Genomic DNA, 26,468 nt, shown 5'->3' with positions numbered 1-26,468 from the left:
CGCCGGGATTCGACCGGGAGACCTACCGGCGGCGCAACATGATCGAGCGCTGCTTCAACCGGCTCAAGGGCTTCCGTGGGATCGCCACCAGATACGAGAAGACCGCCACCTCCTACGAAGCGGCAGTCTCCCTCGCGTCGTTCCTGCTCTGGGCAAGATCCGTTTGAAGACGGACCCTAGTACCGGCCGACGGCGTCGGTCGCGGCTGAGGGGCACACTGGACTGTATGGCGAGCCCCAGTCCCGGACGGGCTCCGGAATGTCGCTTGCCGCCGCGGCCGCAGAGCGTTTCGGCGGCCCGGGGGTTCGTGCGCGATGTCCTGGAACAGAGTCCGCCGGATGTGGTGGACACGGCGCAGCTGCTGGTCAGCGAGCTGGTGACCAATGCGGTGGTCCATGCGAACACCGAGGTGGAGGTCCGGGTCTGGGCCGCCGACGGCAGGGCGCACGTCCAGGTCACTGATCACAAGCCTTCCCGCGGCCTGGTGTCCCAGCGGTTCAGCAGCTATGCCAGCACCGGACGTGGCCTCGGGATGGTCGAGCAGCTCGCCTCCAACCACGGCGTACACGTCGGTGAGGACCGCAAGACGGTGTGGTTCGAGCTGTGGTCCGGCACCGCTCCGCCGCCGGCACCCGGCTGGGACACCTCGGTCACGTCCCGCGGGCCGACCGTCGCCGTGACGCTGATCGACCTGCCGGGCGCGCTCCACAAGGCGGCTCAGCAGCACCGCGAGGCGCTCCTGCGTGAATCACTGCTCACCGCCCTGTCCGACGACCGGCCCACGGCCCTGCGGGACGACCTCCTCACCGCGCACGAGTGCAACCACATGATCAAAGCGGCCCTGGCCGACGCACCGGAACAGTTGGCCGCCCACGGGGATCTGCGTACCCTGCGCGTACCGATCCCCGCCGACGCCGCCCCGGCCCTGCGCACCCTGGACCGCATGCTCGATCACGCGCAGGAGGCCGCCTGCGAAGGACGACTGCTCACCCGACCGGCCCTGCCGCAGACCCGTGCGGCCAACCACTGGCTCCTCGACCAGTTGATCAGCCAGCTCGCGGGCCGACCTCCCACAGCCTGGACCTCGACCCCCCACGAGCCCAGTGCCGTCCCGCCGGAACCGGCACCATGGGACCCCAGCAGCCTTCAGACCAGCCGCACCCCCACCATCGCCGCCGACGACGCGGACCGGATCATCGCCGTGAACACACCGGCGGCCGGCCTGCTCGGCTGGCCGGCGGACGAACTGGTCGGACAGCGCATCACCGTACTCATCCCCGAAAACCTGCGTGAACGCCACATCGCCGCCTTCACGTCCCTGCTGCTCACCGGAGAGCCGCGCATCCTCGGTCGCCCGGTGACCATGACCGCGCTGCACCGAGACGGCGGGCTGATCCCCATCAGCCTGCTCATCCAGACACAGGAGGCGAGAGACGGCCGCAGCGTGTTCGTCGCCCGCCTCGCCCCCGCACGGGACGGTCATTAGCCGGGGGCTGCCTTCGGTCGACGCCGCGCGTGCCGCGCTGCCTGCAACGGGAGTGCCGCGCTGCCTGCAAAGGGAGAGATGTACGTCAATCAGTGCATTCAGCACCCGTGCACCGCCTATCATTTCCCCTGTATGTCGTCTGCTGTTCACACTCCAACTACAAACATGTAAGCTGCCGTTGATCCAGCAAGCACATCCCTGCCATGACTGGACGCTGTCCGTCGGCCGCCACCCGGCAATCGACGCACATTTGGCGTTGGCCGCACTCAGATGTCGACGGCGATCCTGGTGCAGCCAGCAACACCCCTCTCCGCCGGTCCAGGCGGAGATGAACACCGAGGCAGCCATCCAGTGCTACCCGTACAATTCGAGCGAGACCTTCTCGATCGATTCATCGCCGAGGTCAAAGGCCGATTCCCTCGGAAGACCTTCGGATACTTCCTCTCCAGCACGCGATTCGGTCCCCCCGAGGACTACGTCATCATGGACGAGAACGTCCGGGACGACTGGATAGAGGACTTCCACGCCTACGGCAACTACTACGTGGACCATCAAGACGCCGGATTCCTCGCCACGCCCGAAGAGACCTGGCGAATAGAGCGGGCCATCCGGCAGCGCTCCCTCGTCAAGGTGGGCGTGTTCCACAGTCATCAACGCCACCCCGCGATCCTGACCTCGGTCGACGTCGACTTCCACCCGTCCCCCGACCTGTGGCATCTGCTGATCGTCCTGCGCAACCTCGACTACCCGCTGGTGCGGACGTTCGAGGTGACCGAAGAGGGCGCGGCTCTGGAACTGGCCCACCACGTCGTGGAAGCGCTCCCCGGGGCGGCAGAGGCGGAGGCGGTCGCACCGTGACCACATCGGAGCTTCGCGCGGAGTACCGGGCGCTCGCGGACACCGTCCGCCGCCGCGGTGTGACGCACCACGACGACCTCGCCGAGCGTGTGCGCACGGCATTCGCCGTCGACGGCGACGGAGTGCCCCGGGTCACCGACGGCGAGACACTGCACCACGCCTGGTCCGTGGCCGACGCGCTCGGCCCTGGGCGGTGCGCCGAGCTGACGGCGGCTTGGCGGACGGCGGGCCGAGAGCGAATCGGTGAACGGATCGCCGCCGGCCTTGTCACCCTCGACGGCGGCAGCTTCCTCATGGGCACCCCGGAGGGCTCCGCCCCCGTGTACTGCGGTGAGCGGCCGGCGCACCGGGTCAAGATCACCGCGTTCCGCATGGGCCGCGTGCCCGTCACCAACGAACTGTTCCGCCTCTTCCGGCCCGGACATGCCTCCGGGGCCGGCGCCGCACTGCCCGCTGTGGACGTCACGTGGTACGACGCCACCATGTTCGCCCGGTGGGCCGGGTACCGGCTGCCCACGGAGGCGGAGTGGGAGTTCGCCGGCCGGGCGGGGGCGGACGGCGCGTACGGTGACATCGACCCGCAGGACCTCACCGCGTACGCCTGGTTCAGCGAGAACTCGAAGGGTGCCCTTCACCCGGTCGCCACGCGCCGGGCGAACTCCTACGGCATGCACGACCTGTTCGGCAACGTCTGGGAGTGGTGCGCGGACACCTACGCGCCCGGCTTCTACGCCCACAGCCCCGAGATCGCGCCGCTGAACAGCGGACCGGGTGACGAGCGGGTGTCACGGGGAGGCAGCATGCACGCCTTCACGGACATGTGCCGCTGCGCCTTCCGCCACCACGAGCCCGCCGACTACTGGGCCTACGACATCGGCTTCCGGATCGCCGCCGACGTGTGAGGCATCGGGCCGGCACCGCACGCCGTCGCCCCTCGTTCTCCTCCTTCACCCCTCAGGGACACCATGCTCACGATCACGCTGCCCAACTTCATCAGCGACCTGCTTTCCTCGGAAGAGGGCCCGAAGTCGTCCAAGGTAGAGATTCCCGCGGGCGACCTCGCACAGCTCCACGCGTATTTCTCCGAGCGGCACCCGAATGCCGCGGCCAAGATGTTCGAAGCGGACGGCACGGTACGCAAGAACGTCATTCTCGTGGTGAACGACGAACTGCTTTCCCGGTCCGAGTACGCGGCGGCCACCTTCGAGGACGGCGATGAGCTCTCTCTCATGGTGCAGTTCGCCGGGGGCTGATCACCTGCCCGGCCCAACCGTTTTTCCGCCGATTTCAGACCCGATACAAGGAAATACCTCGTGACCGGAAACATCAGAACCTTCACGGAATCCAGTCTCCCGGACGACCAGTACACAAGGGCGATCGAATACGTCTGCTACGAGCGAAATTTCTTCTACATCTACTCGACTTTCCATGCTTTCGAGTCGTTCCCGCTCGTCCATCTCGACCGTTTCATCGGCTGGCGTCACGACCTGGGCGTCGAGCCGCTTCTTCCGGTGTCCAACGGATTCGCCGACCTGCTCGACGCACACGTCCGCGACAGTTCGAGCACCACTCCCGAAAACCTCTGGGACTCGCTCCACGACCTGTTCGGCCAGGGGCACAAGGTCTCCGTCAACATGTGGGTGACACACACCGACGGCACGCCGTACGTCACCTCTGTGCTGCTGGAGGGCATGGACGAGGCCAAGACCGTCTACTTCACCAAGGTCAACGAAACCCTCAACCGCACCTGCTCACCGCTGTCCTTCGCGGACTTCACCGAGAAGATCGCCCCGGACGACGACGGCACGATCGGCCTGACCGTCATCAAGGACTCGGACGTCATCCGTGATCTCGCCGGGCGGGCACCGCTCGACGCGTTCCGGCACCTCTTCCACGACCTGTACGGATACGGTTTCCAGGACGGCCGTCTGGTCAAGGACGGCCGGCCGGTCGCCCTCGACCTCTCCGGCTTCGACGAGCTGATCGCCCACCTCGAGCAGGCCGAACCCGAGGTGATCGTCGACGGCGCCGTCCCCAAGCAGCAGCAGTTCCGTCTCAACAAGCACATCCACAACCGGTTCGTGCCCATCCAGTACTACCTGCGGTACGTCCTCGACACCCCGGAACTCGCCGCGCTGGTGTCCCCGGACCTCGCCGAGCGGGTGCGGGAGCAGACGGCGGAGATGGAACGGGCCCTCGGCACCGTGCTGAAGTTCGCGAGCCTCCTCGTGCAGCGCCCGCAGTCGGCGATCTACGGCATGTACGTCGACGCGATCAGACACCTGCGCGCGGTGCAGCCCGCCTATCAGCAAGTCAACCTCGACGTCCTTCACTCCCTCGCCCGTACCGGCACCCAGGAGGCCTGACCATGAGCCACCGTACCCCGGCCGACTGGGTCCCCCAGCTGTTCTCCGGCTTCCTCCCCGCCCCCACGGTCGACCGCGTCGTCCAGGACTTCGCCTCGCATCGGGACGTGCCTCTGGCCCAGTTGGGGGTCGACTCGATGGCCGTGATGGGCCTCGTCCTGAACCTGGAGACCGTCTTCGCGTTGCGGATCGACTACGCGGCCTTCGACATCGAAACCCTGCGCACCATGGGCACCATCGAGGACTATCTGACCTCGGTCGGCTGCCTGACGGGCGGCGGATCCGCAGCATGAAGCTCTCCGTATCCTGCGCTGTCCGCAATCCCGCGGTCCAGGCGACCCTCCGCACCCAACTGCGCTTCCACTACCCGCGGATCACCGAGGTGACCTTCACGGACAGCACCGTGGACCTGTGCGGTGAGCAGCTGGAGGAAGCGGAGCTGTCCACCTTCGTCCGGCGGGCCGCCGACACGTTCGCGACGATGCCGGACGTGCCGGTGCGCGTGCGCTACGACTCAGCGGCCCCGCCCGAGGCGTGGACGCCCCGGCACCACCGCGACGCGTTCGCCACCGCGGCCCGGGCGCTGGCCGCGGACCTGGCCGAGGCGGAGGCGACACGCCCCGCCCGGCCGGTCCCCGACTTCGGCAGCAGGCCCGCCGGCCGCGGCCTGAACCGGTACGGGCACGACCAGGCGTCCGTGCACCGTGCGCTCGACCAGTTCCTGCGCCGCTACTTCCAACACGCCTACGGGGCACAGGAGCTGCGTGCGCCCTCGATGATCCCGACGGCCGTGGTGGAGCGCGCCGGATACATCGAGACGGCACGCCAGCACCTGAGCTTCGTCAGCCCGCTGGATCCCGCCCCCGGCCCCTTCGAGGCCTTCCTGCCCTACTGGCGCGAGGCGGCGCCGCAGGGAACCGCCCGGGACTCCGGGATACACGCCTATCTCGGTGTCCCCGAGGACGTCCTCAATCCAGCACTGTGCCTGCACTGCTACCCGCTGCTGGAGTCGACCGTGGTCACAGCGGACGCCCCGGCGGTACTCACCCTCTCCGGGAGCTGCTTCCGCGACGAGTCGGGGAACCTCAACCACGCCGAGAGGCTGCGCGAGTTCAGCATGCGCGAGGCCGTGGTGGTGGGGACGCCCGAGTGCCTGGACCGGATCCACGGCGAACTGGCCGACTTCATGGTCGAGACGGCCGAACTGCTCGGGCTCGACTTCCGTCTGGAGAGCGCCACGGACATCTTCTTCAACGACGGTGCTCCGCGGCTGCTCTTCTCGCAGCTGCTCTCGGACAACAAGCTCGAGCTGGCCGTCCGGCACCCCGGCACCGGCCAGGACGTGGCCACCGCCTCGCTGAACAAGCATCAGACACACTTCACCGGCCCCTTCGGCATGACGACCCAGGACGGCAGGCCCGCCGTCTCGCTGTGCGTCGGCTTCGGCATCGACCGGCTCGCCCTGGCACTGGTCCGCAACGCGACCCGGGACGGCGGCCCGCTCCTGGAAAGCCTGCACACCACCGTGACCAGGCACCTCGCGGCCACCGCCGCGCAAGGAGCCGTCCAGTGAATCGCCGCGTCATCGCCCTGGAGTCCCCGGACTTCTTCCTCGCCGAACTCGACCGCGTCGCGGCCGAGGAGGGCGACGAACTCCACGTCCTCTCCCACCAGGAACGGCACGAAGGGCGTGCCGGCGTCATCCGGGTGGACGCCCGCGCCGACCACGACGGAGCGGTGCGTGCGATCACCGAGACGGTGGGCCGGCCCGACGCCGTCCTGACGACCCAGGAGATGTTCCTGACGCAGGCTGCGGCTCTCGCGGACGTCTTCGGCACAGCACGCGATCCGCTGGCGTCCGTGCTTGCCTCACGGGACAAGTCACGGATGAAGGAAGCCTGGTCCGCCGCGGGAGTGCCGACCCCGCGGGGCCGGTTCTTCGCATCGGCCGCTGACCTGGGCTCCGCCGACGAGTTCAGCTATCCCGTGATCGCCAAGCCCTCGATGGGATTCGCGAGTTGCGGGGTGCGCAAGGTCACCTCCGCGCAGGAGCTGACCGCGCACCTTCGGCACATCTTCCTCGTCAACTCCACCGTGGTGGCCAAGGAGCGACTGCCGGGCGCGGGGTTCCTCGTCGAGGAGTACGTGGACGGCCCGGAATTCTCCATCGACACCGTCTGGTACGACGGGGAGCCGCTGTGCGATGCCGTCCTGGCCAAGGGCGACGCGCCGGGCCCCTACTTCCCCGACCGCCTCTACTACATCGATCCGCGGCTGCCCGAGAAGGTCTCCCGCCGGATCACTGAGGTTTCGCACCGGGCCGTCCGGGCGCTCGGCATCGGCCACGGAGCGACGCACACCGAGATCCGGTTCCGCGGTGACGAGCCCTTCGTCCTGGAGACGACCAACCGGCCCGGCGCCGGCGGGCTGTTCTACACCCTGTTCAAGGACGCGCTCGGCGTCGACTTCCACCGGCTCTACTACCTCGCGGCCGTCTGCGAGAGCCGCGACGAACTGCTCAGCAGGGCCGGAACCCGGACACCGCGCGAGCCCGAGCCGGACACCTACCACTTCTGGTACAACATGCCGCACCGGGGGAGCGGCGTGATCAAGGAGATCCGCGGCCTTCCCGAGCTCACCGCCCGGCCCGAGATCGACCTCTGTCTCTGCTACAAGCAGCCGGGCTCGGTGCTCTACCCCGACGGACTCGACGCGGACTACTTCTGTTCGCTGCTCGGCACCTACCGCCGGCCCGCGGGCGCCCCGGGCATCGAGGAGTTCGCCACCGGCTACGACACCGCACTCGAGGTGATCTTTTGACCTCCCCTCCGACGGCCGCGCCCACGAAGGGCATCGCCGGCCGCGACTTCCTCACCGTCGCGGTCAGCAACCTCGTCTCACGCATGGGCACCGTCGTCTTCGACGTCGTGCTCGCCTGGTGGCTCGTGCAGCGGACCGGCTCGACGGTCGCATCGGGCTTCGTCCTCGCGGCGTCCACCCTGCCGATCGCCGTACTCAGCCCGCTCAGCGGTGTCTTCGTCGACCGCTGGAACAAGAAGCGGGTGCTGGTGGCCACCGACGCGGTCAGCGCGGCCTCGGCTCTCGCCGTGGCCGTCATGGCTCATCAGAACATCGTCAGCATCCCCGCCCTCGTGGTCTGCTCGGCGCTGCTCGGCGTGTGCGCCTCCCTCTTCAAGCCCGCGATCCGGGCCGTCGTACCGGCGGTGGTGGCCAAGGAGAGCCTGGCCAGGGCGAACTCCCTCACCACCAACTTCGCCGAGACGACCAAGGTCGTCGGCCCCGTCATCGGGGCCTCGCTGATGGCCGTCCCCGGTATGGGAGTGCCGGGCGCGCTCCTCACCAACGCGGTGTCGTTCGCCCTGTCCGCCCTCGCGCAGGCGACGATCACCTTCCGGCCCATGCGCCCGAAAACAGCCAAGGAGAGCGTTCGCGAGGGACTGAGCGCCGGCCTGCGCTACATCAGGAGCCGCCGCCTGGTGCGCGACCTGCTGCTGATGTGCGGCCTGGTGAACTTCTTCCTGGTCTCCTTCACCATCCTGCTGCCGCTCTACGTCACCGACGTACTGGCCAAAGGAAGCGGCGCCTACTCGTCCGCCCTGACCGCCGAGGCTCTGGGCGGCGTCGCCGTGACCGTGCTGTTTCTGGCCCGACGCGACATCAGGCCCAAGCCGACACAACTGGTCTGGTACGTCTCCGGCACCGGACTCTCGCTCGCCCTCATCCCGGTGGTTCCCACGTGGAGCGGCCTGCTCGTGCTGTCCTTCGCCCAGGGCGCCCTCATGGGAGCGTTCAACACGCTGTACTTCACGTACGTGCAGGAGGTGGTGGCCCCGGAGTTCCTCGGGCGCGTCTTCTCGCTGGTCTACATGGTGGCCGTCGCGGTGATGCCCGCCTCGTACCTCGTCTTCGGTTACCTCGGTGAGCACGTGGTCACGACGGCGTTCCTCTACACCGGCATCGGCACGATCCTCATCAGTCTGCCGTTCCTGCGTATGCGCCAGGACGAAGGAGGGACCGCCGCCGCTCAGGAGACCGAGGACCCCACCCTCGCCCCCGCCTCCGGTGTGACCGCGGCGGACGCCGACGCGAAGTGACGCCGTGAACCGCCCCCCGGTCCCGCTGATCGTCGTGGCACGACTGGACGGCCCGTCGTTCGCGGCCGCCGTGACAAGACACGCCGAGTGGGCCACCCCCTCGGAGCAGGCTCGGGCCGCGGGGTTCGTGGACCCCGGGGACCGATTCCGTCACCTTGCCGCGCACTGGCTGGCACGACGAGCGGTGGGCAGGTACGTAGGGGTACCCGCCCACCGGGTTCGACTGTGCCACGACGAGGCCGGTAGGCCGCTGGCCGTCGTCGGCGGCGCCGACGGGTCATCCACGCCACGGACCTGTGTCAGCCTGTCCCACTCCGGCGACTGGGCCGCCGTGGCCGTCGTCGAGGCGGCACGCGTGGGCATCGACGTGGAGGTGAACTCGCTGCGATCCCCGTCGGCCCTGCACGCGGTGAGCCGCCGCTTCCACCCCGAGGAGCAGGCAGCGCTCGCCGGCCTCGGGACGCCGCGCCGTACGCGGGACATCCTGCGACTGTGGACGCTCAAAGAGGCGTACGCCAAGGCGCTGGGCACCGGCCTCTCCCCGTTCCCCGGCGCCAGGGACCGGCTCGGCCTCGACGGATGCGCGTTCCGGCTCGACACCCCCCACCCGGAACTCACCTCCCTCTCACCGCCGGCCGTCCCGGCCGAACGCTGGCACTTCTGGACCCTCCCGCTCGGCCCCCGCCTCACCGGGGCCCTGGCCGTCGGGCGCGCGGACCTGTCCCCGGCCCGCACCGGTCCCTCGGCCGGTGCGGTGCGGCGACGCGGAAAGGGCGGTGAGCCGTGCCGTCCAGAAAGGACGCTGGATCGCCGGGCGCATGCCGCCTTACGGTGGGCGCCATGAGCGATCACCAGGAAGTGCCTGTCGCGCCCGTCGAGGCCTTTGAACCGCCCTACTACGTGGCCGTCTTCACCACGGTGCGAACCCAGGACCAGAGCGGGTACAGCGAAACCAACGCACGCATGGAGGACCTGGTCAAGGACGTCCCTGGGTTCCTGGGCATGGATCACGCGCAGACTCCTGGCGGGCTGGGCATCACCGTCGGGTACTTCCGCGACGCCGACGCCCTCGCGGAGTGGCGAAGCAACGCCGAGCACCGCGCGGCACAGAAGCGCGGGCGGGCCGAGTGGTACCAGAGCTACACGCTGCACGTGGCGAAAGTGGAGCGGAGCCACGGGTTCACGCGAGCGCAGGTCCCGCAGAGCCCGACAGCGGGCTGACCGATCGAAGTCACCTTGGTGAGAGAGGACATGGCCCGGATGAAGATCTCCGTCTCCTCCGACATGGACGAACCCGTGGCCCGCGCGCTGGTCGCGAAGCTGCGTGAACGCGGGCACGAGGTCCTCACCCACGGTGCCCTGCGCCCCGGCGACGATCCGCAGTGGGCGGCGTGCTCGCAGGCCGCGGCACGGGACGTCGCCGAGGGCCGGTCCGACCAGGCGGTCGTGTGCTGCTGGACCGGCACGGGCGCGTCCATCGCCGCCAACAAGGTGCCGGGCGTACGGGCAGCCCTGTGCACCGACGCCTACACGGCGGACGGAGCGCGCCGCTGGAACGACGCCAACGTGCTCGCGCTGGGCCTGCGGCTGACCTCCGAGCCCCTGCTGGCCGAGATCCTCGACGCCTGGTTCGCGGCGGCGCCCAGCGAGGACGCCGAGGACCGCGAGAACGTCGCCCGCGTGGCGCGGATGGACTCCGGCAGGACGGCGACGGTCCGGCCCTAGTAGGGAGTGTCTCGCCGATCACGCCGGGCTCGCGGCGCCTGGTGCCGCACCTCGCGGCGTTGACGTCGGCCGCCGATGCACCGCATCGACTCCCCCCTCCGCGACCGCTGCCGCCGCCGCGGCTACGGCCGGCGCGTCGGGCCGGTGTCCGGAGACGGCGCCGCGCGCACGACCCACGACAGCGCGTCCCCGCGGAACAGCGCGCGCCCGGCCGCGATCCGCCGCTCGCGCACCGGTCCCCGCTCCATGAGCCGGGCCAGGGACAGCAGCAGGCCGGCCTCGTCGGGAGCGTGGTCGGACACCCCGAGGGCCGCCATCCGGCGGACCCCCTCCGCGCCGTGCCCCGGCAGCGGCCGGTACCCCACGACCGGCAGTCCGGCGGCGAGCGCCTGGACGGCGGTCTGCCCGGCCGCGTTGTCCACCAGGGCCGCGCACGCGTGCAGCAGCTCCGGCATGTCGTTCACCCAACCGGGGGTGAGGACGCCCGGCACACCCGACAGCTCGCGCCGCAGCCGCTCGTTGCGCCCGCACAGCACCACCGGAAGGAAGCCGTGCGCGGCGAGCAGCCGCGCCGTGGCGGCCAGCTCCGCCCCGGCCCCCCAGGCGCCCGCGGAGACCAGCACGGCGGGCCGGCCCGGCCCGTGCCGCTCGAACCGGCGCCGCCATGCGGCCGACCCCGGCCCCCCGGTGAAGAAGCCGGGCGCCACCACCGGCCCCGTCGCCTCGGCCGGCCGGCCCAGAGCCCGGCGGACCTCGTCGGCGGCCTCCCGCGTCACACACAGGTGCAGGTCGTTGCCCGGATGCAGCCACTGCCGGTGCACGGCGAAGTCGACGACGACCACCGCGCTGGGCACCCGCAGCGCACCCCCGGCCCTCAGATGGCCGGTGAGCTGCGCCGCCAGATGGAAGACGGGCACCACCACATCGGCGCGCGTCTCGCGGACCAGGCGCATCAGGCGGTCGCTCGCGAGCCGCGCCAGCGGAGTGCCGCTGGGCCGGGGCCGGGGGCCGGGCCGCAGGAAGACGTCGTAGATGCCGGCGTAGACCCAGGGGCAGTGCCGGACGGCGCCCTGGTAGAAGCGGCGCAGCCCCGCCCCGAGGCCGTACGGGAGCAGCGCGAGCACGTCCACGACGTGCGCCTCGCGGCCGGCGGCACGGGCCCGGCGCGCCAGCTCGGCGGCCACCGTGTCATGGCCCGAGCCCATGCTCGCGCTGACCACGAGCAGGCGTTCGGCCCCCGGCGGGCCGTCCGGGGCGGGGGGTACGGGCTCCGGGGCGGGCCGGAGGGGCGCGTGCCCGCTCCGCGGGCCCCGGGCGGCGGGCAGAGGTGGCGGCACGGGCGTTTCGGACGACACTGGTAGTGAGTAACCCTCACCCACCGCAGTCAAACGAAACGGGCACGCTCCCGCCCGTCCCACGTTTCGGGCCCGGCCGCCGGGATACTTCACCCCCGGCAGGACAAGGCCGGACCGCCGGGGGCCGCACCGGCGGCCCGCGGTCCCCGTCGACCCTCGAGGTGCGCCCCGATGTCCCAAGCCCCTTCCCGTCCCAGGTCCGGCTCCGGGATCCCCTTGGAGGCACCGGCGACGCTCACCGCCGCGAGCCGGCGCGCCGCCGACGGCGCGCTGCCGGGCGGGGGCGCGCTGGTGACCGGCGCCTCCTCCGGGATCGGGGCCGCCGTGGCCCGCCGGCTCGCCGCCGAGGGCGGCTGGCGGCTGGTGCTGAACGGGCGGGACCGCGCGCGGCTGGAAGAGGTCGCCCGGGGCACCTCGGCCGTCGCCTACCCGGCGGACCTGTGCGGCCCGGGCGCCGAACGGCGGCTCGCCGAGTTCGCCCTGGACCGCGTCGGCCGGGTCGACCTGCTGGTGGCCGGCGCGGGCATCGGATGGGCCGGGCCGTTCAGCACCATGCCGCAACCCGCCATCGACGAGGTGTTCGACGTCAACGTGCTCGCCACCCTGCACCTCATCCGGCTGCTGCTGCCGCACATGGTCGGGCAGGGCACGGGCCGGGTGGTCATCATCGGCTCCCTGGCCGGCACGGTCGGCGTCCGGGACGAGGCCGTCTACTCCGCCGCGAAGGCCGCGCTGGGCGCCTTCGCCGACGCCGTGCGCTACGAGTTGCGCGGCACCGGCGTCGGCATCAGCCATGTCGTGCCCGGTGTGGTGGACACCCCGTTCTTCGACCGGCGCGGGGTGCCCTACCGGCGCGCACGGCCCCGGCCCGTCCCGGCGAGCCGGGTCGCCGACGCGGTGTGGGAGGCGGTCTCGCGCGGCCGGGACGAGGTCTACGTCCCCGGCTGGACCCGTCTGCCCGGCCGGGTCCGCGGCGCCGCACCCGCCCTGTACCGGCGGCTCGCCGCACGCTTCGGGTGAGGCCGGGAAGGGCCGGACGGAGGCGGGGTGGCGGAAACCCGTGAGGAGACGGGAACACATGGGAGACCGAGCAGCCGTGACGGGCGGGCCGGACCGTAAGGGTGGGCGCCCGGCGGTGGAGATCCTCGCCCCGCCTGCAGCCGCGGTCGCCGTCGCGGGCGCCGCCGTCACCGTCGCGGTCGCTGCCGCGCACATCGTGCCGGCCGCCACCTGGCTGCCCCGCTTCCGCGCCGTCTGCTTCCCGCGCCTGGCCGGCCTGGGCCGCCCCGACCACGTGGCGCTCACCTTCGACGACGGCCCCGACCCCGGCTCCACGCCGCAGTTCCTCGACGCGCTCGACCGGCTCGGCGTCCGCGCCACCTTCTTCGTCCTCGGCGAGAGCGCCGTCCGTTTCCCGGAGCTCACCCGGGACATCGCGGAGCGCGGGCACGAACTCGCCGTCCACGGATGGACCCACAGCCGCCCCTGGGTCCCGGCCCCCGGCCGGGACCTTCGGGAGACCGCACGCGCCGTTCACGCCCTGCACGGGATCACCGGCCGCCGGCCGACGTGGTACCGGCCCCCCTACGGAATCCTGACCGGTGGCCGTTGGGCCGCCGCCCGGCGGCTCGGTCTGCGTCCCGTGCTGTGGACCGCCTGGGGGCGGGACTGGACGGTGGACGCGACGGCCGCCTCCGTCCGCGCGACCGTGCACGCGGACCTGCGCGGTGGCGGCACGATCCTTCTGCACGACTCGGACCGCGCCTCGTCCCCCGGCTGCTGGCACGCGGCCCTCGGCGCCCTGCCCGGCCTGATCACCGCATCCCGGAACGCCGGGTGGCGGGTGGGACCCCTCCACGAGCACGGCATCGCCCACGACGACTGCCCCGGTGCCCCGGACGCCGAGGCCGCCCGACCGGAAGAGCGCACCCCGGTCCCCGGCCGACCGGCTCCCCACCCGACGTGACGGCCGCACCGGCACACCGACCCACCCTTCACGTCGTGACCGCCGCACCCGGCACAGCACCCACGTTGCACGGCACCCACGTTCCGCGCCGAGAGCGTCCCAGCCCCCGCCGCCGACGCACCCGGCCCACGTCGTACGGCCGGCCCAGCCCGCCCCCGGCCCGCTCCACCGCGCCGCATAGTCTCGACCCCATGTCTGTGCACGTCCTGGTCCTCGGCGGTACCACCGAGGCACGCGAGGTGGCCGCGACGCTCGCCCGGCGGCCCGGCGTGCGGGTGACCAGCTCGCTGGCGGGGCGCGTGAGCCGGCCGGGACCGCTGGACGGGGAGGTGCGCGTCGGCGGCTTCGGGGGCGCGGACGGGCTGGCGGCCTGGCTGCGCGAGCACCGCGTGGACGCCCTCGTCGACGCCACCCACCCCTTCGCCGAGTCGATCACCCGCAACGCGGCGCGGGCCGCCACCGCCACCGGCGTGCCGCTGGTGGTGCTGCGCCGCCCCGGCTGGCGGCCGGAACCCGGGGACCGCTGGCATCCCGCCGCCTCGATGGCCGCCGCCGCGCGGCTGCTGCCGGGGCTGGGCCGCCGGGTGTTCCTGACCACGGGACGGCTGGACCTGGCCGCCTTCGCCCACCTCGCCGACCTGCACTTCGTCGTACGGTCCGTGGAGCCGCCCGAGCCCCCGATGCCACCGGACGTCCGGGTGGTGCTGGCCCGCGGGCCGTTCACCGTGTCCGACGAGACCGAGCTGTTGCGGGCCCACCGCATCGACGTCCTGGTGACCAAGGACAGCGGGGGAGCGGCCACGGCCGCCAAACTCACCGCGGCACGGCGGCTCGGACTGCCGGTCGTCGTCGTACGGCGGCCGCCGCTGCCGGAGGGGGTGACGGCGGTGCCGGACGCGCGAGCCGCCCTGGAGCTGCTGCGCCTGCCCGCACCCTGACCACCTGACCGGAGCTGCCCGGCGGCCTACTCCTTCGGTCTGCGCCGCAGCAGATAGGTGTCCATGATCCAGCCCTTGCGCTCGCGGGCCTCGGCCCGCAGCCGCTCGATGCGCGGAGCGGCCTCGGCGATCGGTCCGGAGGCGAGGATCTCGTCCGGGGTGCCTATGTAGGCGCCCCAGTAGATGTCGATGTCCTGGTCGGCGTACCGCCGGAAGGTCTGGTGGGCGTCGAGCATGACCACCACGTCGTCCACGCCCTCCGGGAACCCCTCGGCGAGCCGCCGGCCCGTGGTGATCTGCACCGGCCGGGCCACCCGGTTCAGTCCCGTGCGGTGCCGGGCCACCAAGGCGGAGACGCTGCTGATGCCCGGCACGACGTCGTACGCGAAGTCCACCGCGCCGCGCGCCAGCACCTCCTCGAGGATGCCCAGCGTGCTGTCGTACAGCGCGGGATCCCCCCACACCAGGAACGCGCCCCGCTCCTGGTCACCGAGCTCCTCGGCGATCAGCCGCTCGTAGATGTCCGCACGGGCGCTGCGCCAGTCCCCGACGGCGGGGGAGTAGCCGGCGCCGCCCGCCGACCGGTCCCGCTCCGGGTCCCGCGCCTCCACCACGCGGTACGTCCCCTCCGGTACATGTGCGTGCAGGATGTCCCGGCGCAGCCGCACGAGGTCCGACTTCACCTCGCCCTTGTCCAGGACGAAGAACACGTCCGTGTCGCGCAGCGCCCTGACCGCCTGCAAGGTGAGCTGGTCGGGGTCGCCCGCGCCGATACCGATGACATGAATCTCTCGCACGCCCCCGAGTCTGCCGTACGGCACTGACAACGCGTGCACCGGTGCCGACCCAGCGCTACGACGCCCGGCGACAGCGGACCTCGGCCCCGCTCGCCCAGGCCCCGCTCGCTCAGGCCCCGCCGCGCAGCCGAGGCGCGTTCCGTGCGGCGTCCACCGCTCCCGCCGCCCCGCTCTCCGCGGCCCTCTCCACGGCGTCCGCCAGTTCCCGTGCCCAGACGGCGAGCCCGGTCGCGTCCATGCCGTGGGGTGCCCGCACGCCCGTGTCGCTCACCCACTCCTCCACCGCGCCCGCCCCGCGCCGCAGCAGCCGGGCGCCGCCGGTGGCGTTGCCGCGGGCCGCGTGCGTGAGCCCGACGGCCAGCTGGGCCAGCCCCCGCCACAGCGTGCGCTCGTCCTCGGGTCCCGACTTCCACGCGTCCTCGAAGACCTCGTGCGCGTGGAACGGCTTGCCCCCGTCCAGCAGTGCCTGCGCCTCGGCGACGGTCTCCTCCGGAGTGCGCACGACACCCTCCGGCTGCCGCGGCACGCCGCCCGCGCCGTAGGGCAGGGGCCGCCCCAGCCCGTCCCGGGGCCGGGCGTTGCGCGCCCGCCCCGCACTGTCCCGGTCCCGCGCGCCGGCCGGCCGGCCGGAGGAGGAGGTGTCGCTCATACGCCGATTCTCCCCCGAACCCGCGCCGTCCTCGGCACCGCCCCCGACGTGCGGTAAAGTGACGTTCGCGCGATCACACGGGTCACCGTGCGTCAGCGCGGACGGGACGTGGCGCAGCTTGGTAGCGCACTTGACTGGGGGTCAAGGGGTCGCAGGTTCAAATCCTGTCGTCCCGACTCGCGAGAGTCGCATCTCGGGGTCGTTCCGGAGTCGTCCGGGACGGCCCTTTCGCATGTCGGCGAGCGGGCCGCCCGGTCCGGTCACGGCCGTCGGCCGTGCTCAGGGCCGTACCAGCAGCCGGAAGTCGAAGGCGTAGCGCGAGGCCCGGTAGACGTGGGTGCCGTACTCGACCGCGCGGCCGGTGTCGGCGTAGGCCGTGCGGCGCATGGTGAGCAGGGCGGCGCCCTCCTGTTCGTCGAGGCGGGCGGCCTCCTCGGGGGTGGCCGTGCGGGCGCCGACGGTCTGGCGGGCGCTGTGCAGGTTGACGCCCGCCGCCCGCATCATGCGGTACAGGCCCGTCGACTCCAGCCGGGCGGTGTCGAGTTCGAGCAGGTCCGTGGGCAGGAAGTTGCACAGGAACGCCACCGGGCGGCCGTGCGTGAACCGCAGCCGCTCCAGGACCGTGACCTCGGCGCCCTCGGGCAGGCCGAGGGCGGCCGCGACGTCGGCGCCGGCGGGCACCGGTTCGTTGCGCAGCACCCGCGTGGTGGGAGCCTGCCCGGCCGTCTCCAGGTCGTCGTAGAGGCTGCTGAGCTCCAGGGGGCGCTTGACCTGGCAGTGCACCACCTGGGTGCCCACCCCGCGCCGCCGGACCAGCAGGCCCTTGTCGACGAGGGACTGGATCGCCTGGCGGACCGTGGGGCGGGACAGGCCGAGCCGTGCGGACAGGTCGACCTCGTTGCCCAGGAGGTCCCCCGGGGTCAGGGTCCCCCGCTCGATCGCCGCCTCCAGCTGCTGGGCGAACTGGTGGTAGAGCGGCACCGGACTGGAGCGGTCCAGGACGAAGTCCAGGGCATCGAGCGCGGAGACGGTCGCGGCACGCACACGGTCTTCGGTCGTCCCCACGGTGGCACCCCCTTCGGGTCGGGAAGGCGTCGGATCGGCCGGTGGCCGCCGCCGAGTCACAGGTGGCGGCGGCGCCGCGCCGCCTCGCGGTCGTAGTGTTCGCGGGCCAGGACGGCGGGCTCGCGGCCGGCCACCTCGGCCACCGGCACGTCCCACCAGGCCTCGGCCGGCGGCGCGCTCGTTGCCGGGTCCGTCTCCACATACACGCAGGTCGGGCGGTCGGAGGCGCGGGCCGCGCGGAGCGCCTCGCGCAGCTCGCCGACGCTCTTGGCGCGCAGTACGTCCATGCCGAGGCTGCCGGCGTTGGCGGCGAGGTCGACCGGGAGCGGGGCGCCGGTGAAGGAGCCGTCGGCGACGCGGTGCCGGTAGGCGGTGCCGAAGCGTTCGGCGCCCACCGACTCCGACAGGCCGCCGATGGAGGCGTATCCGTGGTTCTGTACCAGGACCACGTTGACCGGCAGGCCCTCCTGGACGGCGGTGACGATCTCCGTCGGCATCATCAGATACGTGCCGTCGCCGACCAGTGCCCACACCGGTGTGTCCGGCGCGGCCTGCTGCACGCCGACGGCGGCCGGGATCTCGTATCCCATGCAGGAGTAGCCGTACTCCAGGTGGTACTGGCGCGGGGAGCGGGCCCGCCACAGCTTGTGCAGGTCGCCCGGGAGCGAACCGGCCGCGTTGATCACCACGTCCTCGTCGCCGACCACCGCGTCCAGCGCGCCCAGCACCTGAGGCTGGGTCGGTACGGCGCTGTCGTCGTCCGCGCGGAGCGCGGCCTCCACCACCCGTTCCCAGCGTTCCTTCCCCGCGCGGTATTCGGCCTGGTAGGCGGCGTCGACGCGGTGCCCGGCCAGCGCCCCGGTGAGCGAGGTCAGGCCCGCGCGCGCGTCGCAGACGAGTGTGGTGGCCGCCAGCTTGTGGGCGTCGAACGCGGTGATGTTGAGGTTGACGAAGCGGACGCCGGGGTTCTGGAAGAGGGTGCCCGAGGCGGTGGTGAAGTCGGTGTGCCGGGTGCCGACGCCGACGACCAGGTCGGCGGTGCGCGCGAGATGGTCGGCCACCGCGGTGCCGGTGTGCCCGATGCCGCCGACGTCGGCCGGGTGGTCGTGGCGCAGCGAGCCCTTGCCCGCCTGGGTGGAGGCGACCGGGATGCCGGTGGCGTCCGCCAGCGCCCTCAGCGCGTCCTCGGCCGCGCTGTGGTGGACGCCGCCGCCGGCGACGATCAGCGGGCGGGACGCCGACCTGATCGCGTCCGCCGCGGCGGCGAGTTCGGCCGGGTCCGGAGCGGGGCGCCGTACCCGCCACACCCGTTCGGCGAAGAACTCCCCGGGCCAGTCGCAGGCCTCGGCCTGGACGTCCTGCGGGAGCGCGAGCGTGACGGCGCCCGTCTCGGCGGGGTCGGTGAGGACCCGCATCGCGTTCAGCGCGGAGGCGATCAGGGCCTCGGGGCGGGTGATCCGGTCGAAGTAGCGGGAGACCGGGCGCAGGGTGTCGTTGACGGACACGTCCGCCTCGACGGGGTGTTCGAGCTGCTGGAGCAGCGGGTCGGCGGGGTGCGCGGCGAAGTAGTCGCCGGGCAGCAGCAGCACCGGGAGGCGGTTGATGGTGGCCAGCGCCGCGCCCGTGACGAGGTTGGTGGCGCCGGGGCCGATGGAGGTGGTGACCGCCTGCGCGGACAGCCGGCCCCGCTGCCGGGCGTACCCGACCGCCGCGTGCACCATCGCCTGCTCGTTGCGGCCCTGGTGGTACGGCATGACGTGCGCGTGTTCGACGAGTGCCTGGCCGATGCCCGCCACGTTGCCGTGACCGAAGATGCCCCAGGTGCCGGCGATCAGCCGCTGTCGTACGCCGTCCCGCTCGGTGTACTGGGCGGCGAGGAACCGCACCAGGGCCTGGGCGGTCGTCAGGCGGTGGGTGGGGGTGCTCATCAGGACCTCTCCGGTGCCGTGTAGAGGGGGAGACGGGGGTCGACGGGCTGCTCGGGCCAGGTGGAGCGGATCCAGGCGTGGCCCGGGTGGTCACGGATCAGCCAGGCGCGCTCGTCGTCGGGGCCCGCCATGACGTTGAGGTAGTACATGTGGTGGCCGGGCACGGCCATGGAGGGCCCGTGCCAGCCGTCGGGGATCAGTACGACGTCGCCGTCGCGCACCTCGGCCAGGACGTCCGTGTCCCGGCCCGGACCGGACGGTGAGACCCGCTGGTAGCCGAGGCCGGGCGTGGTGCCGTGGGCGGCGAACTCGAAGTAGTAGATCTCCTCCAGGACCGACTCCTCGCCCGGCCGGTGCTCGTCGTGCTTGTGCGGCGGGAAGGAGGACCAGTTGCCGCCGGGGGTGATCACCTCCACGGCGATCAGCCGGTCGCAGTCGAAGACCCCGGCGGCCGCGAAGTTGTTGACCTGCCGGGAGCAGTTGCCGGTGCCGCGCAGTTCCACCGGCACGCCGGAGGCCGGTGCGTGGCGGGCGGGCAGGCGGCGGGTGCAGCGGGCGCCGGTCAGCGCGAACCGTCCGCCGCCGGCGGAGGCGACGGTCGTACGGGCGTCCCGCGGGACGTAGGCGAAGTCGCTGACGCCGCTGAACACGTCGGCGCGGCCGGTGAGTTCGAACGTGTCGCGGCCGACGTCGTCGACGCAGTCGACCGTGCAGCCACCGCTCAGCGGCAGCACGATCCACTCGCTCTCGCCGGTGTCGAAGGTGTGCGAGCCGCCGGGCGCGAGCTCCAGGACGCGCAGGCCGGAGTATCCCCAGCCGGCGGACCCGGGGGTGACGTGGACGGCGTAGGGGCCGTCGGCCGCCTTGCCCGCGGGGAGGTGGTGGGGGCTGGTCGGGCTGGTCATGCGGTGCGTTGCCTCCTTGTCACGACGGTGCCGGTCACGGCTCGCCACGGCTCGCCACGGGCTTCGGTCACAGCAGGCCCACCGCCGTGTCGACCGCCTCCTCGACCCTGCCGTCGGCCGGGTACAGAAGCGAGCGGCCGACGACCATGCCCTGCACGGTGGGGAGCCTCAGGGCCTTGCGCCAGCGCTCGTAGGCGCCCTCCTGGTCGTCGCCGACCTCCCCGCCGAGCAGTACGGCGGGCAGCGTCGAGGCCTGGAGGGCCTCGGCCATGTCGTCCGGGTCCTCGGTGACCGGCAGTTTCAGCCAGGTGTAGGCGGAGGTGCCGCCCAGGCCCGAGGCGATGGCGATGGAGCGGGTGACGGCCTCGGCCGACAGGTCGTTGCGGACCGTGCCGCCGACGCGGCGGGAGATGAACGGCTCGACGAACACCGGCAGGCGCAGCTCGGCCATCTCGTCGATGACGCGGGCCGTGGCCTCCAGGGTGGCCAGCGAGCCGGGATCGTCGTAGTCGATGCGCAGCAGCAGCTTGCCCGCGTCGAAGCGGAGCCGCGCGATGTCGCGGGGGCGGTGGCCGGTGAAGCGGTCGTCCATCTCGAAGGACGCGCCCGCCAGGCCGCCGCGGTTCATGGAGCCCATGACCACCTTGCCGTCGAGCACCCCGAGGAGCAGCAGGTCCTCCAGTATGTCGGCGGTGGCGAGCACCCCGTCGACGCCGGGCCGGGACAGTGCCGCGCACAGGCGCTGGAGCAGGTCGGCGCGGTTGGCCATGGCGAGCCGGCGGTCGCCCACGGCGAGCGCGCCGCGCGCGGGATGGTCGGCGGCCACGATCATCAGCCGCCCGCTGCCGCCGAACAGCGGCCGCCGCACCCGGCGGGCGGCGGCCTCGGCGACGGCCTCGGGGTGCCGGGCTCTGACCGCGGTGAGGTCGGGGATGCTGACGCTCAAGGGATGGCTCCGTTCAGGATGTGGCTCGCACGGTGAGGCCGACAGGGGTACGCCGGAGCGTGGCGGGTAGAGATCGACTTCGATGCGGCCGATCGTGATCGGTCACAGGGGCGGGGCGGGCTCGACCGGCCCCGGTGCCGGGGCCTGCCGCCTCCCAGGTGTAGGACCCACGGGCCTCACTGTCAATACTTTGTACTTACATTCGGACCTGAGCGTGAAAGAATGTCTTGACAAAGTTATTGACAGCGGGCGCGCCAGGGGAGTTGGATCCCGTCCCAACCGGATCCTGCCGATCCCCCCTTTCCCCTCGTCGCACAGTGAGGTGCCGGAAAGATGGACCGCTCTTCTCGCTCCCGCAGACTCCTCCCCGCCGTGGCCGTCGCCGCGGCGGCGGCCCTGACCCTCGCCGGCTGCTCCAGCAGCTCCGGCGGAAAGAAGGCCACGGAGGGCGGGGGCGCCGCCTCCGCGGGCAAGGCCACCACGCCCCGGATGACGGTCGCGCTGGTCACGCACCAGGCGCCCGGCGACACGTTCTGGGACATCGTCCGCAAGGGCGCCGAGGCCGCCGCCGCCAAGGACAACATCAAGCTCGTCTACTCCGCCGACCCCAACGCCGGCAACCAGGCCAACTACGTGCAGAACGCCATCGACCAGAAGGTGGACGGCATCGCGGTCACCCTCGCCAAGCCGGACGCCCTCAAGAGCGTCGTCGGCAAGGCGGTCGCCGCCGGCATACCCGTGGTCGGCCTCAACTCGGGCCTGAGCGACTGGAAGAAGCTCGGGCTGATGGAGTTCTTCGGGCAGGACGAGACCGTGGCGGGCGAGGCGTTCGGCAGCAAGCTGAACGAGGTCGGCGCCAAGAAGGCCGTCTGCGTGATCCAGGAGCAGGGAAACATCGGCCTCACCCAGCGCTGCGACGGCGTGAAGAAGACGTTCAAGGGCACGACCGAGACGCTGTACGTCAACGGCACCGACATGCCGTCCGTGAAGTCCACGATCACCGCCAAGCTGAAGCAGGACAGCGGCATCGACTACGTCGTCACCCTGGGCGCCCCGTTCGCCCTGACCGCGGTGCAGTCGGTGGGCGACGCCGGCAGCAAGGCGAAGATCGCGACCTTCGACCTCAACAAGCAACTGACCGGCGCCATCAAGAAGGGCGACATCCAGTTCGCCGTCGACCAGCAGCCCTACCTCCAGGGCTACCTCGCGGTCGACTCCCTGTGGCTGTACAAGAACAACGGCAACTACAGCGGCGGCGGTGTGCAGCCGGTGCTGACCGGCCCCGCCTTCGTCGACAAGTCCAACGTCGACAAGGTCGCCGAGTTCGCCGCGAAGGGCACCCGGTGATCGACATGTCCCAGCAGGCCGCGCCGGCGGTGGGCACACCGCCGGCTCCCGGCGGCAAGCAGACCGACGGCCGTACGGTACGGCGCTCACCGGTCCTGCGGCTGCTGGCCCGCCCCGAGGTCGGCGTCTTCCTCGGCGCCGTCGCCGTCCTCGTCTTCTTCCTCGCCGCCGCGCCCTCGGTCCGCCAGGGCAGCTCGATGGCGACGATCCTCTACCAGTCGTCCACCATCGGCATCATGGCCCTGCCCGTGGCCCTGCTGATGATCGGCGGCGAGTTCGACCTGTCCGCCGGTGTCGCCGTGATCACCTCGGCGCTCACCGCGAGCATGCTCAGCTACCAGCTCACCATGAACGTGTGGACCGGCGTGATCGTCGCCCTCGTCCTCTCCCTGGCCGTCGGCGCGTTCAACGGCTGGATGCTGGTGAAGACCGGACTGCCGAGCTTCCTGGTCACCCTCGGCACCTTCCTCATCCTCCAGGGCGTCAACCTGGCCGTCACCAAACTGGTCACCGGGAACGTGGCCACCGACGATGTCAGCGACATGGACGGCTTCGGCCAGGCCAAGGCCGTCTTCGCCTCCTCCTTCGACGTCGGCGGGGTCCAGGTGAAGATCACCGTCGTGTGGTGGCTGGTCTTCGCCGCGCTCGCCACCTGGGTGCTGCTGCGCACGAAGTACGGCAACTGGATCTTCGCGGTCGGCGGCGACAAGGAGAGCGCGCGGGCGGTCGGCGTCCCGGTGACGTTCACCAAGATCTCGCTGTTCATGCTGGTCGGCTTCGGGGCCTGGTTCGTCGGCATGCACCAGCTGTTCTCGTTCAACACCGTGCAGTCCGGCGAGGGCGTCGGCAACGAACTGATCTACATCGCCGCCGCGGTGATCGGCGGCTGCCTGCTGACCGGCGGCTACGGCTCGGCGATCGGCCCGGTCTTCGGCGCGTTCATGTTCGGCATGGTCAACCAGGGCATCGTCTACGCCGGCTGGAACCCCGACTGGTTCAAGGCCTTCCTCGGCGTGATGCTGCTCGGCGCCGTACTGATCAATCTGTGGGTCCGGCGCACGGCGACCCGGAGGTGACCGGCATGACCACCGACAAGACAGCGGCCGCCCACGGCGCCGTCCTGAAGGACACCCCGCCCGAGGGCGGCGGCCCCCTGGTCGAACTCCGGGGCGCCGGCAAGTCCTACGGCAACATCCGCGCCCTGCACGGCGTCGACCTCGCCGTCCATTCCGGCCGCGTGACCTGCGTGCTCGGCGACAACGGCGCCGGCAAGTCCACCCTGATCAAGATCATCTCCGGGTTGCACCAGCACACCGAGGGCGAGTTCCTGGTCGACGGGGACCCGGTGCGCTTCAGCACTCCCCGCCAGGCCCTGGACAAGGGCATCGCCGCCGTCTACCAGGATCTGGCGACCGTCCCCCTCATGCCCGTGTGGCGCAACTTCTTCCTCGGCTCGGAACTCACCAAGGGCCCCTGGCCGGTCCGCCGGCTGGACATCGCCCGCATGAAGCGGACCGCCGACGAGGAACTGCGTGCCATGGGCATCGTCCTGGACGACCTGGAACAGCCCATCGGCACCCTCTCCGGCGGCCAGCGCCAGTGCGTGGCCATCGCGCGCGCCGTCCACTTCGGCGCCCGCGTCCTCATCCTCGACGAGCCCACCGCCGCCCTCGGCGTCAAGCAGTCCGGAGTGGTCCTGAAGTACATCGCCGCCGCCCGCGACCGCGGCCTCGGCGTCATCTTCATCACCCACAACCCCCACCACGCCTACATGGTCGGCGACCACTTCACCGTGCTGCGCCTGGGCACCCTGGAACTGTCCGCCGCGCGCAGCGAGGTGAGCCTGGAGGAGCTGACCAACCACATGGCCGGCGGCGCCGAACTCGCCGCCCTCAAGCACGAACTGTCCCAGGTCCGCGGCGTCGACGTCGAGGAACTGCCCGAGGCGGACGCCCTCTCCGCACCCCAGCCGGCCTCCTCCGAAGGGAACTCCTGACATGGCCCCCGTGCTGGACCGCATCCGGGTCGGCTCGGCCCCCGACTCCTGGGGCGTCTGGTTTTCCGACGACCCCCGGCAGGTGTCCTGGCAGCGCTTCCTCGACGAGGTCGCCGAGGCCGGCTACTCCTGGATCGAACTCGGACCCTACGGCTATCTGCCCACCGACCCCGCCCGGCTCACCGACGAGCTGGCCCGGCGCGAGCTGACGGTCTCGGCGGGCACGGTCTTCACCGGCCTGCACCGCGGCCCCTCGGTATGGGAGTCGACGTGGGAGCACGTCGGCCAGGTCGCCGCCCTCACCCAGGCCATGGGCGCGCGCCACCTCGTCGTCATCCCCTCCTTCTGGCGGGACGACAAGACCGCCGAGATCCTGGAACCGCCGGAGCTGACGGGCGAGCAGTGGGCCCACCTGACCAAGGGCATGGAACGCCTCGGCCACGAGGTCAAGGAGACGTACGGCCTCGACATCGTCGTCCATCCGCACGCCGACACCCACATCGACACCGAGGCGCACGTCGAACGCTTCCTGGACTCCACCGACTCCGACCTGGTCAACCTGTGCCTGGACACCGGGCACTACGCCTACTGCGGCGGCGACAGCGTCAAGCTGATCGAGACCTACGGCGAACGGATCGGCTACCTGCACCTCAAGCAGGTCGACCCGGAGATCCTGGCCGACGTGGTGGCGGGCGGAGTGCCGTTCGGACCGGCGGTCCAGCGCGGCGTGATGTGCGAACCGCCCTCCGGCGTGCCGGAGCTGGAGCCGGTGCTGGTGGCCGCGCAGCGCCTCGGCGTCGACCTGTTCGCGATCGTCGAACAGGACATGTACCCCTGCCCGCCCGACAAACCCCTCCCCATCGCCACCCGCACCCGCCGCTTCCTGAGGTCCTGCGGCGCGTGACCCTCCGGGGACGGAGGCGGACACACGACCGTCCGCGGCCCCGTCGGCCCACGAGGTCCGCGCATCCTCGTGCGCGGCCCGGCTACAGTCGGGCCGGTACGGGAAGCCGCGCGTCACGGTCCGCCCCGGCGGTCCGGGCACGCGGCGGCGGGTACGCCCTCCGGCGAGGAGCGCCACATGAGCACAGCGCGTGACCTGATGATCGTGGCCCTGGGCCTGACACCGAGCCGTCCCCTGCGGCGCGGCGACCTCTCGCTCGCGCTGGCCGGGGCCGAGGCGTACGACCTGATCCGCGCCGAGGCGATCGCGCTGGAGGGCGAGCGCATGGTGCCGCGTCCGCTGCCGGACCTCGAGGACCCCCTGCTGGACGAGGCCGCCTCCGCGCTGGTGTGCGAGGCACCGCACGAGTCCCTGGAGGACTGGCTCTGGCGGCGCGGGCGAGACCTGGCGGCGGCGTACCTGACCGCGCTGGAGCGGGACGGACAGGTGTCGTGGGAGCGGCACCGCTGGCTGCCGTTCCGCGGTGGCCGCGGCGTGCTCGGCGACACCGAGGCACGGCGCCGGGCGATGTACCGCTGGGCGGCGGACGAGCCGGTGCTGCTCGCTCTGGCCGCGGCCGTCGGGATCCGCGACGAGCCGACGCCGGCCGACCCGGGCGTCACCGACGAGGCGGCCCTCGGCGTGCTCGCCGCCGTGCACGAGGCGGTGATGGAACTGGAGGCCGTGCGCCGACGGCGCGCCATCGAGGAGGCGGCGTTCGCGAACGTCTGGCGGGGCGCCTAGAGGGTGTCTCGTCGATCACGCCGGGCTCGCGGTGCCTGGCACCGCACCTCGCCGCGTTGTCGTCGGTCGCCGATGCTCCGCATCGACTCCCTCCTGCGCCTTGCGACGTTCCCCCACTGCCCGAACGGCGTGGGAGGCGCCCCACCACCGGCCACCGCACCCTGATCCGGCCTGATCGACGAGACACCCCCTAGGGCCTGTCCGGCGGATCATGGTGCAGACGCGGGGGCTGGCACGCCCACCTGCGGCGTTGTCGTCGGTTGCCGACTCCCCCACGCTCGAACGAGCTCGCGCGGGGGCACCCCCATCGCGTCGCCGCCCTCCTCCGCCTTGCATCTG

General features: G+C 72.0%; 28 protein-coding genes and 1 tRNA gene. 22 read left to right on the top strand and 7 right to left on the bottom strand.

The genetic code is table 11. The features are described 5' to 3' along the window. The 13 genes from ABZ484_RS32415 to ABZ484_RS32355 all read left to right on the top strand — a co-directional run. The coding region (locus ABZ484_RS32415) for a transposase (protein WP_358869508.1) at positions 1–167 on the top strand (167 nt) is incomplete at its 5' end. Between the two features lie 59 nt (positions 168–226). Beyond that, a complete protein-coding gene (locus ABZ484_RS32410; RefSeq protein ID WP_358869505.1) occupies positions 227–1,486 on the top strand; it encodes an ATP-binding protein in 1,260 nt (419 codons plus the stop codon). A gap of 483 nt (positions 1,487–1,969) precedes the next feature. Further along, a complete protein-coding gene (locus tag ABZ484_RS32405; RefSeq protein ID WP_358869504.1) occupies positions 1,970–2,344 on the top strand; it encodes a hypothetical protein in 375 nt (124 codons plus the stop codon). Beyond that, on the top strand, positions 2,341–3,246 hold the full coding sequence (locus ABZ484_RS32400) for a formylglycine-generating enzyme family protein (protein ID WP_358869503.1): 906 nt from the start codon (positions 2,341–2,343) through the stop codon (positions 3,244–3,246). Before ABZ484_RS32405 ends, ABZ484_RS32400 begins: the two co-directional genes overlap by 4 nt. A gap of 63 nt (positions 3,247–3,309) precedes the next feature. After that, on the top strand, positions 3,310–3,597 hold the full coding sequence (locus ABZ484_RS32395; protein ID WP_358869502.1) for a MoaD/ThiS family protein: 288 nt from the start codon (positions 3,310–3,312) through the stop codon (positions 3,595–3,597). A gap of 60 nt (positions 3,598–3,657) precedes the next feature. Continuing rightward, positions 3,658–4,710 carry a hypothetical protein gene (locus ABZ484_RS32390; RefSeq protein WP_358869501.1) on the top strand — a complete coding sequence of 351 codons (1,053 nt, stop codon included), beginning with the start codon at positions 3,658–3,660 and terminating at the stop codon, positions 4,708–4,710. Between the two features lie 2 nt (positions 4,711–4,712). Continuing rightward, a complete protein-coding gene (locus ABZ484_RS32385; protein WP_358869500.1) occupies positions 4,713–5,003 on the top strand; it encodes a phosphopantetheine-binding protein in 291 nt (96 codons plus the stop codon). Further along, positions 5,000–6,283 carry an aminoacyl--tRNA ligase-related protein gene (locus ABZ484_RS32380; RefSeq protein WP_358869499.1) on the top strand — a complete coding sequence of 428 codons (1,284 nt, stop codon included), beginning with the start codon at positions 5,000–5,002 and terminating at the stop codon, positions 6,281–6,283. The genes ABZ484_RS32385 and ABZ484_RS32380 overlap by 4 nt, the downstream gene beginning before the upstream one ends. Beyond that, positions 6,280–7,530, top strand: a complete 1,251-nt coding sequence (locus tag ABZ484_RS32375) for an ATP-grasp domain-containing protein (RefSeq protein WP_358869498.1) — start codon at positions 6,280–6,282, stop codon at positions 7,528–7,530. The genes ABZ484_RS32380 and ABZ484_RS32375 overlap by 4 nt, the downstream gene beginning before the upstream one ends. Further along, positions 7,527–8,825, top strand: a complete 1,299-nt coding sequence (locus ABZ484_RS32370; RefSeq protein WP_358869497.1) for an MFS transporter — start codon at positions 7,527–7,529, stop codon at positions 8,823–8,825. Before ABZ484_RS32375 ends, ABZ484_RS32370 begins: the two co-directional genes overlap by 4 nt. 4 nt (positions 8,826–8,829) lie before the next feature. Further along, a complete protein-coding gene (locus ABZ484_RS32365; RefSeq protein WP_358869496.1) occupies positions 8,830–9,669 on the top strand; it encodes a 4'-phosphopantetheinyl transferase superfamily protein in 840 nt (279 codons plus the stop codon). Then, positions 9,666–10,046: an antibiotic biosynthesis monooxygenase gene (locus ABZ484_RS32360; RefSeq protein ID WP_358869495.1), complete on the top strand. Its 381-nt coding sequence runs from the start codon at positions 9,666–9,668 to the stop codon at positions 10,044–10,046. Before ABZ484_RS32365 ends, ABZ484_RS32360 begins: the two co-directional genes overlap by 4 nt. A gap of 39 nt (positions 10,047–10,085) precedes the next feature. Beyond that, the gene (locus ABZ484_RS32355; RefSeq protein WP_358869494.1) at positions 10,086–10,550 is read left to right on the top strand and encodes an RpiB/LacA/LacB family sugar-phosphate isomerase; all 465 of its coding nucleotides are present in this window, start codon (positions 10,086–10,088) and stop codon (positions 10,548–10,550) included. A gap of 122 nt (positions 10,551–10,672) precedes the next feature. Here the strand turns inward: ABZ484_RS32355 and ABZ484_RS32350 are convergent, their stop codons facing one another. Then, positions 10,673–11,755: a galactosyldiacylglycerol synthase gene (locus tag ABZ484_RS32350; protein WP_358869507.1), complete on the bottom strand. Its 1,083-nt coding sequence runs from the start codon at positions 11,753–11,755 to the stop codon at positions 10,673–10,675. Between the two features lie 321 nt (positions 11,756–12,076). Between ABZ484_RS32350 and ABZ484_RS32345 the strand changes: the two genes are divergently transcribed. The 3 genes from ABZ484_RS32345 (at position 12,077) to ABZ484_RS32335 (ending at position 14,809) form a co-directional block, all read left to right on the top strand. Further along, on the top strand, positions 12,077–12,925 hold the full coding sequence (locus ABZ484_RS32345) for an SDR family NAD(P)-dependent oxidoreductase (protein ID WP_358869493.1): 849 nt from the start codon (positions 12,077–12,079) through the stop codon (positions 12,923–12,925). 58 nt (positions 12,926–12,983) lie between these two features. After that, complete coding sequence (locus ABZ484_RS32340) at positions 12,984–13,871, top strand: polysaccharide deacetylase family protein (protein ID WP_358869492.1); 888 nt, start codon at positions 12,984–12,986, stop codon at positions 13,869–13,871. A gap of 191 nt (positions 13,872–14,062) precedes the next feature. Continuing rightward, positions 14,063–14,809 (top strand): cobalt-precorrin-6A reductase, encoded by a 747-nt coding sequence (locus ABZ484_RS32335; protein ID WP_358869491.1) that lies wholly within the window; start codon positions 14,063–14,065, stop codon positions 14,807–14,809. 26 nt (positions 14,810–14,835) lie between these two features. On the opposite strand, the gene cobF is transcribed toward ABZ484_RS32335, so the two are convergent. Together cobF and ABZ484_RS32325 are read right to left on the bottom strand one after the other, a co-directional pair. After that, positions 14,836–15,606: a precorrin-6A synthase (deacetylating) gene (gene cobF, locus ABZ484_RS32330; protein ID WP_358869490.1), complete on the bottom strand. Its 771-nt coding sequence runs from the start codon at positions 15,604–15,606 to the stop codon at positions 14,836–14,838. Positions 15,607–15,715: 109 nt separating this feature from the next. Continuing rightward, complete coding sequence (locus ABZ484_RS32325; protein ID WP_358869489.1) at positions 15,716–16,255, bottom strand: DUF309 domain-containing protein; 540 nt, start codon at positions 16,253–16,255, stop codon at positions 15,716–15,718. A 102-nt stretch (positions 16,256–16,357) separates the two neighbouring features. On the opposite strand from ABZ484_RS32325, the gene ABZ484_RS32320 reads away from it, so the two are divergent. After that, positions 16,358–16,431 (top strand) — tRNA-Pro (locus ABZ484_RS32320). Positions 16,432–16,534: 103 nt separating this feature from the next. On the opposite strand, the gene ABZ484_RS32315 is transcribed toward ABZ484_RS32320, so the two are convergent. The 4 genes from ABZ484_RS32315 to ABZ484_RS32300 form a co-directional block, all read right to left on the bottom strand. Further along, positions 16,535–17,320 carry a GntR family transcriptional regulator gene (locus ABZ484_RS32315; RefSeq protein ID WP_358869488.1) on the bottom strand — a complete coding sequence of 262 codons (786 nt, stop codon included), beginning with the start codon at positions 17,318–17,320 and terminating at the stop codon, positions 16,535–16,537. 56 nt (positions 17,321–17,376) lie between these two features. Continuing rightward, entirely contained in the window at positions 17,377–19,248 is a 1,872-nt protein-coding gene (gene iolD, locus ABZ484_RS32310) for a 3D-(3,5/4)-trihydroxycyclohexane-1,2-dione acylhydrolase (decyclizing) (protein WP_358869487.1), read from the bottom strand. Beyond that, a complete protein-coding gene (iolB, locus tag ABZ484_RS32305) occupies positions 19,248–20,153 on the bottom strand; it encodes a 5-deoxy-glucuronate isomerase (protein WP_358869486.1) in 906 nt (301 codons plus the stop codon). The genes iolD and iolB overlap by 1 nt, the downstream gene beginning before the upstream one ends. A gap of 67 nt (positions 20,154–20,220) precedes the next feature. Next, entirely contained in the window at positions 20,221–21,099 is an 879-nt protein-coding gene (locus ABZ484_RS32300) for a deoxyribose-phosphate aldolase (RefSeq protein WP_358869485.1), read from the bottom strand. A 333-nt stretch (positions 21,100–21,432) separates the two neighbouring features. Here ABZ484_RS32300 and ABZ484_RS32295 point away from each other — a divergent pair, with 333 nt between their 5' ends. From ABZ484_RS32295 to ABZ484_RS32275, 5 genes are all read left to right on the top strand, one after another. Beyond that, positions 21,433–22,446, top strand: a complete 1,014-nt coding sequence (locus ABZ484_RS32295; RefSeq protein WP_358869484.1) for a sugar ABC transporter substrate-binding protein — start codon at positions 21,433–21,435, stop codon at positions 22,444–22,446. Further along, complete coding sequence (locus tag ABZ484_RS32290; protein ID WP_358869506.1) at positions 22,446–23,522, top strand: ABC transporter permease; 1,077 nt, start codon at positions 22,446–22,448, stop codon at positions 23,520–23,522. Before ABZ484_RS32295 ends, ABZ484_RS32290 begins: the two co-directional genes overlap by 1 nt. A 5-nt stretch (positions 23,523–23,527) precedes the next feature. Further along, positions 23,528–24,442 carry an ATP-binding cassette domain-containing protein gene (locus ABZ484_RS32285; protein ID WP_358869483.1) on the top strand — a complete coding sequence of 305 codons (915 nt, stop codon included), beginning with the start codon at positions 23,528–23,530 and terminating at the stop codon, positions 24,440–24,442. A gap of 1 nt (position 24,443) precedes the next feature. After that, a complete protein-coding gene (locus ABZ484_RS32280) occupies positions 24,444–25,346 on the top strand; it encodes a sugar phosphate isomerase/epimerase (RefSeq protein WP_358869482.1) in 903 nt (300 codons plus the stop codon). Between the two features lie 177 nt (positions 25,347–25,523). Continuing rightward, positions 25,524–26,129 carry a GPP34 family phosphoprotein gene (locus tag ABZ484_RS32275; protein ID WP_358869481.1) on the top strand — a complete coding sequence of 202 codons (606 nt, stop codon included), beginning with the start codon at positions 25,524–25,526 and terminating at the stop codon, positions 26,127–26,129. The last annotated feature ends 339 nt before the right edge of the window (positions 26,130–26,468 follow it).

Source organism: Streptomyces sp. NPDC006393 (assembly GCF_040628575.1).
Lineage (GTDB): Bacteria > Actinomycetota > Actinomycetes > Streptomycetales > Streptomycetaceae > Streptomyces.
The sequence above is the reverse complement of the archived record's forward strand: the minus strand, read 5'-3'. Positions and strand labels throughout refer to the sequence as shown.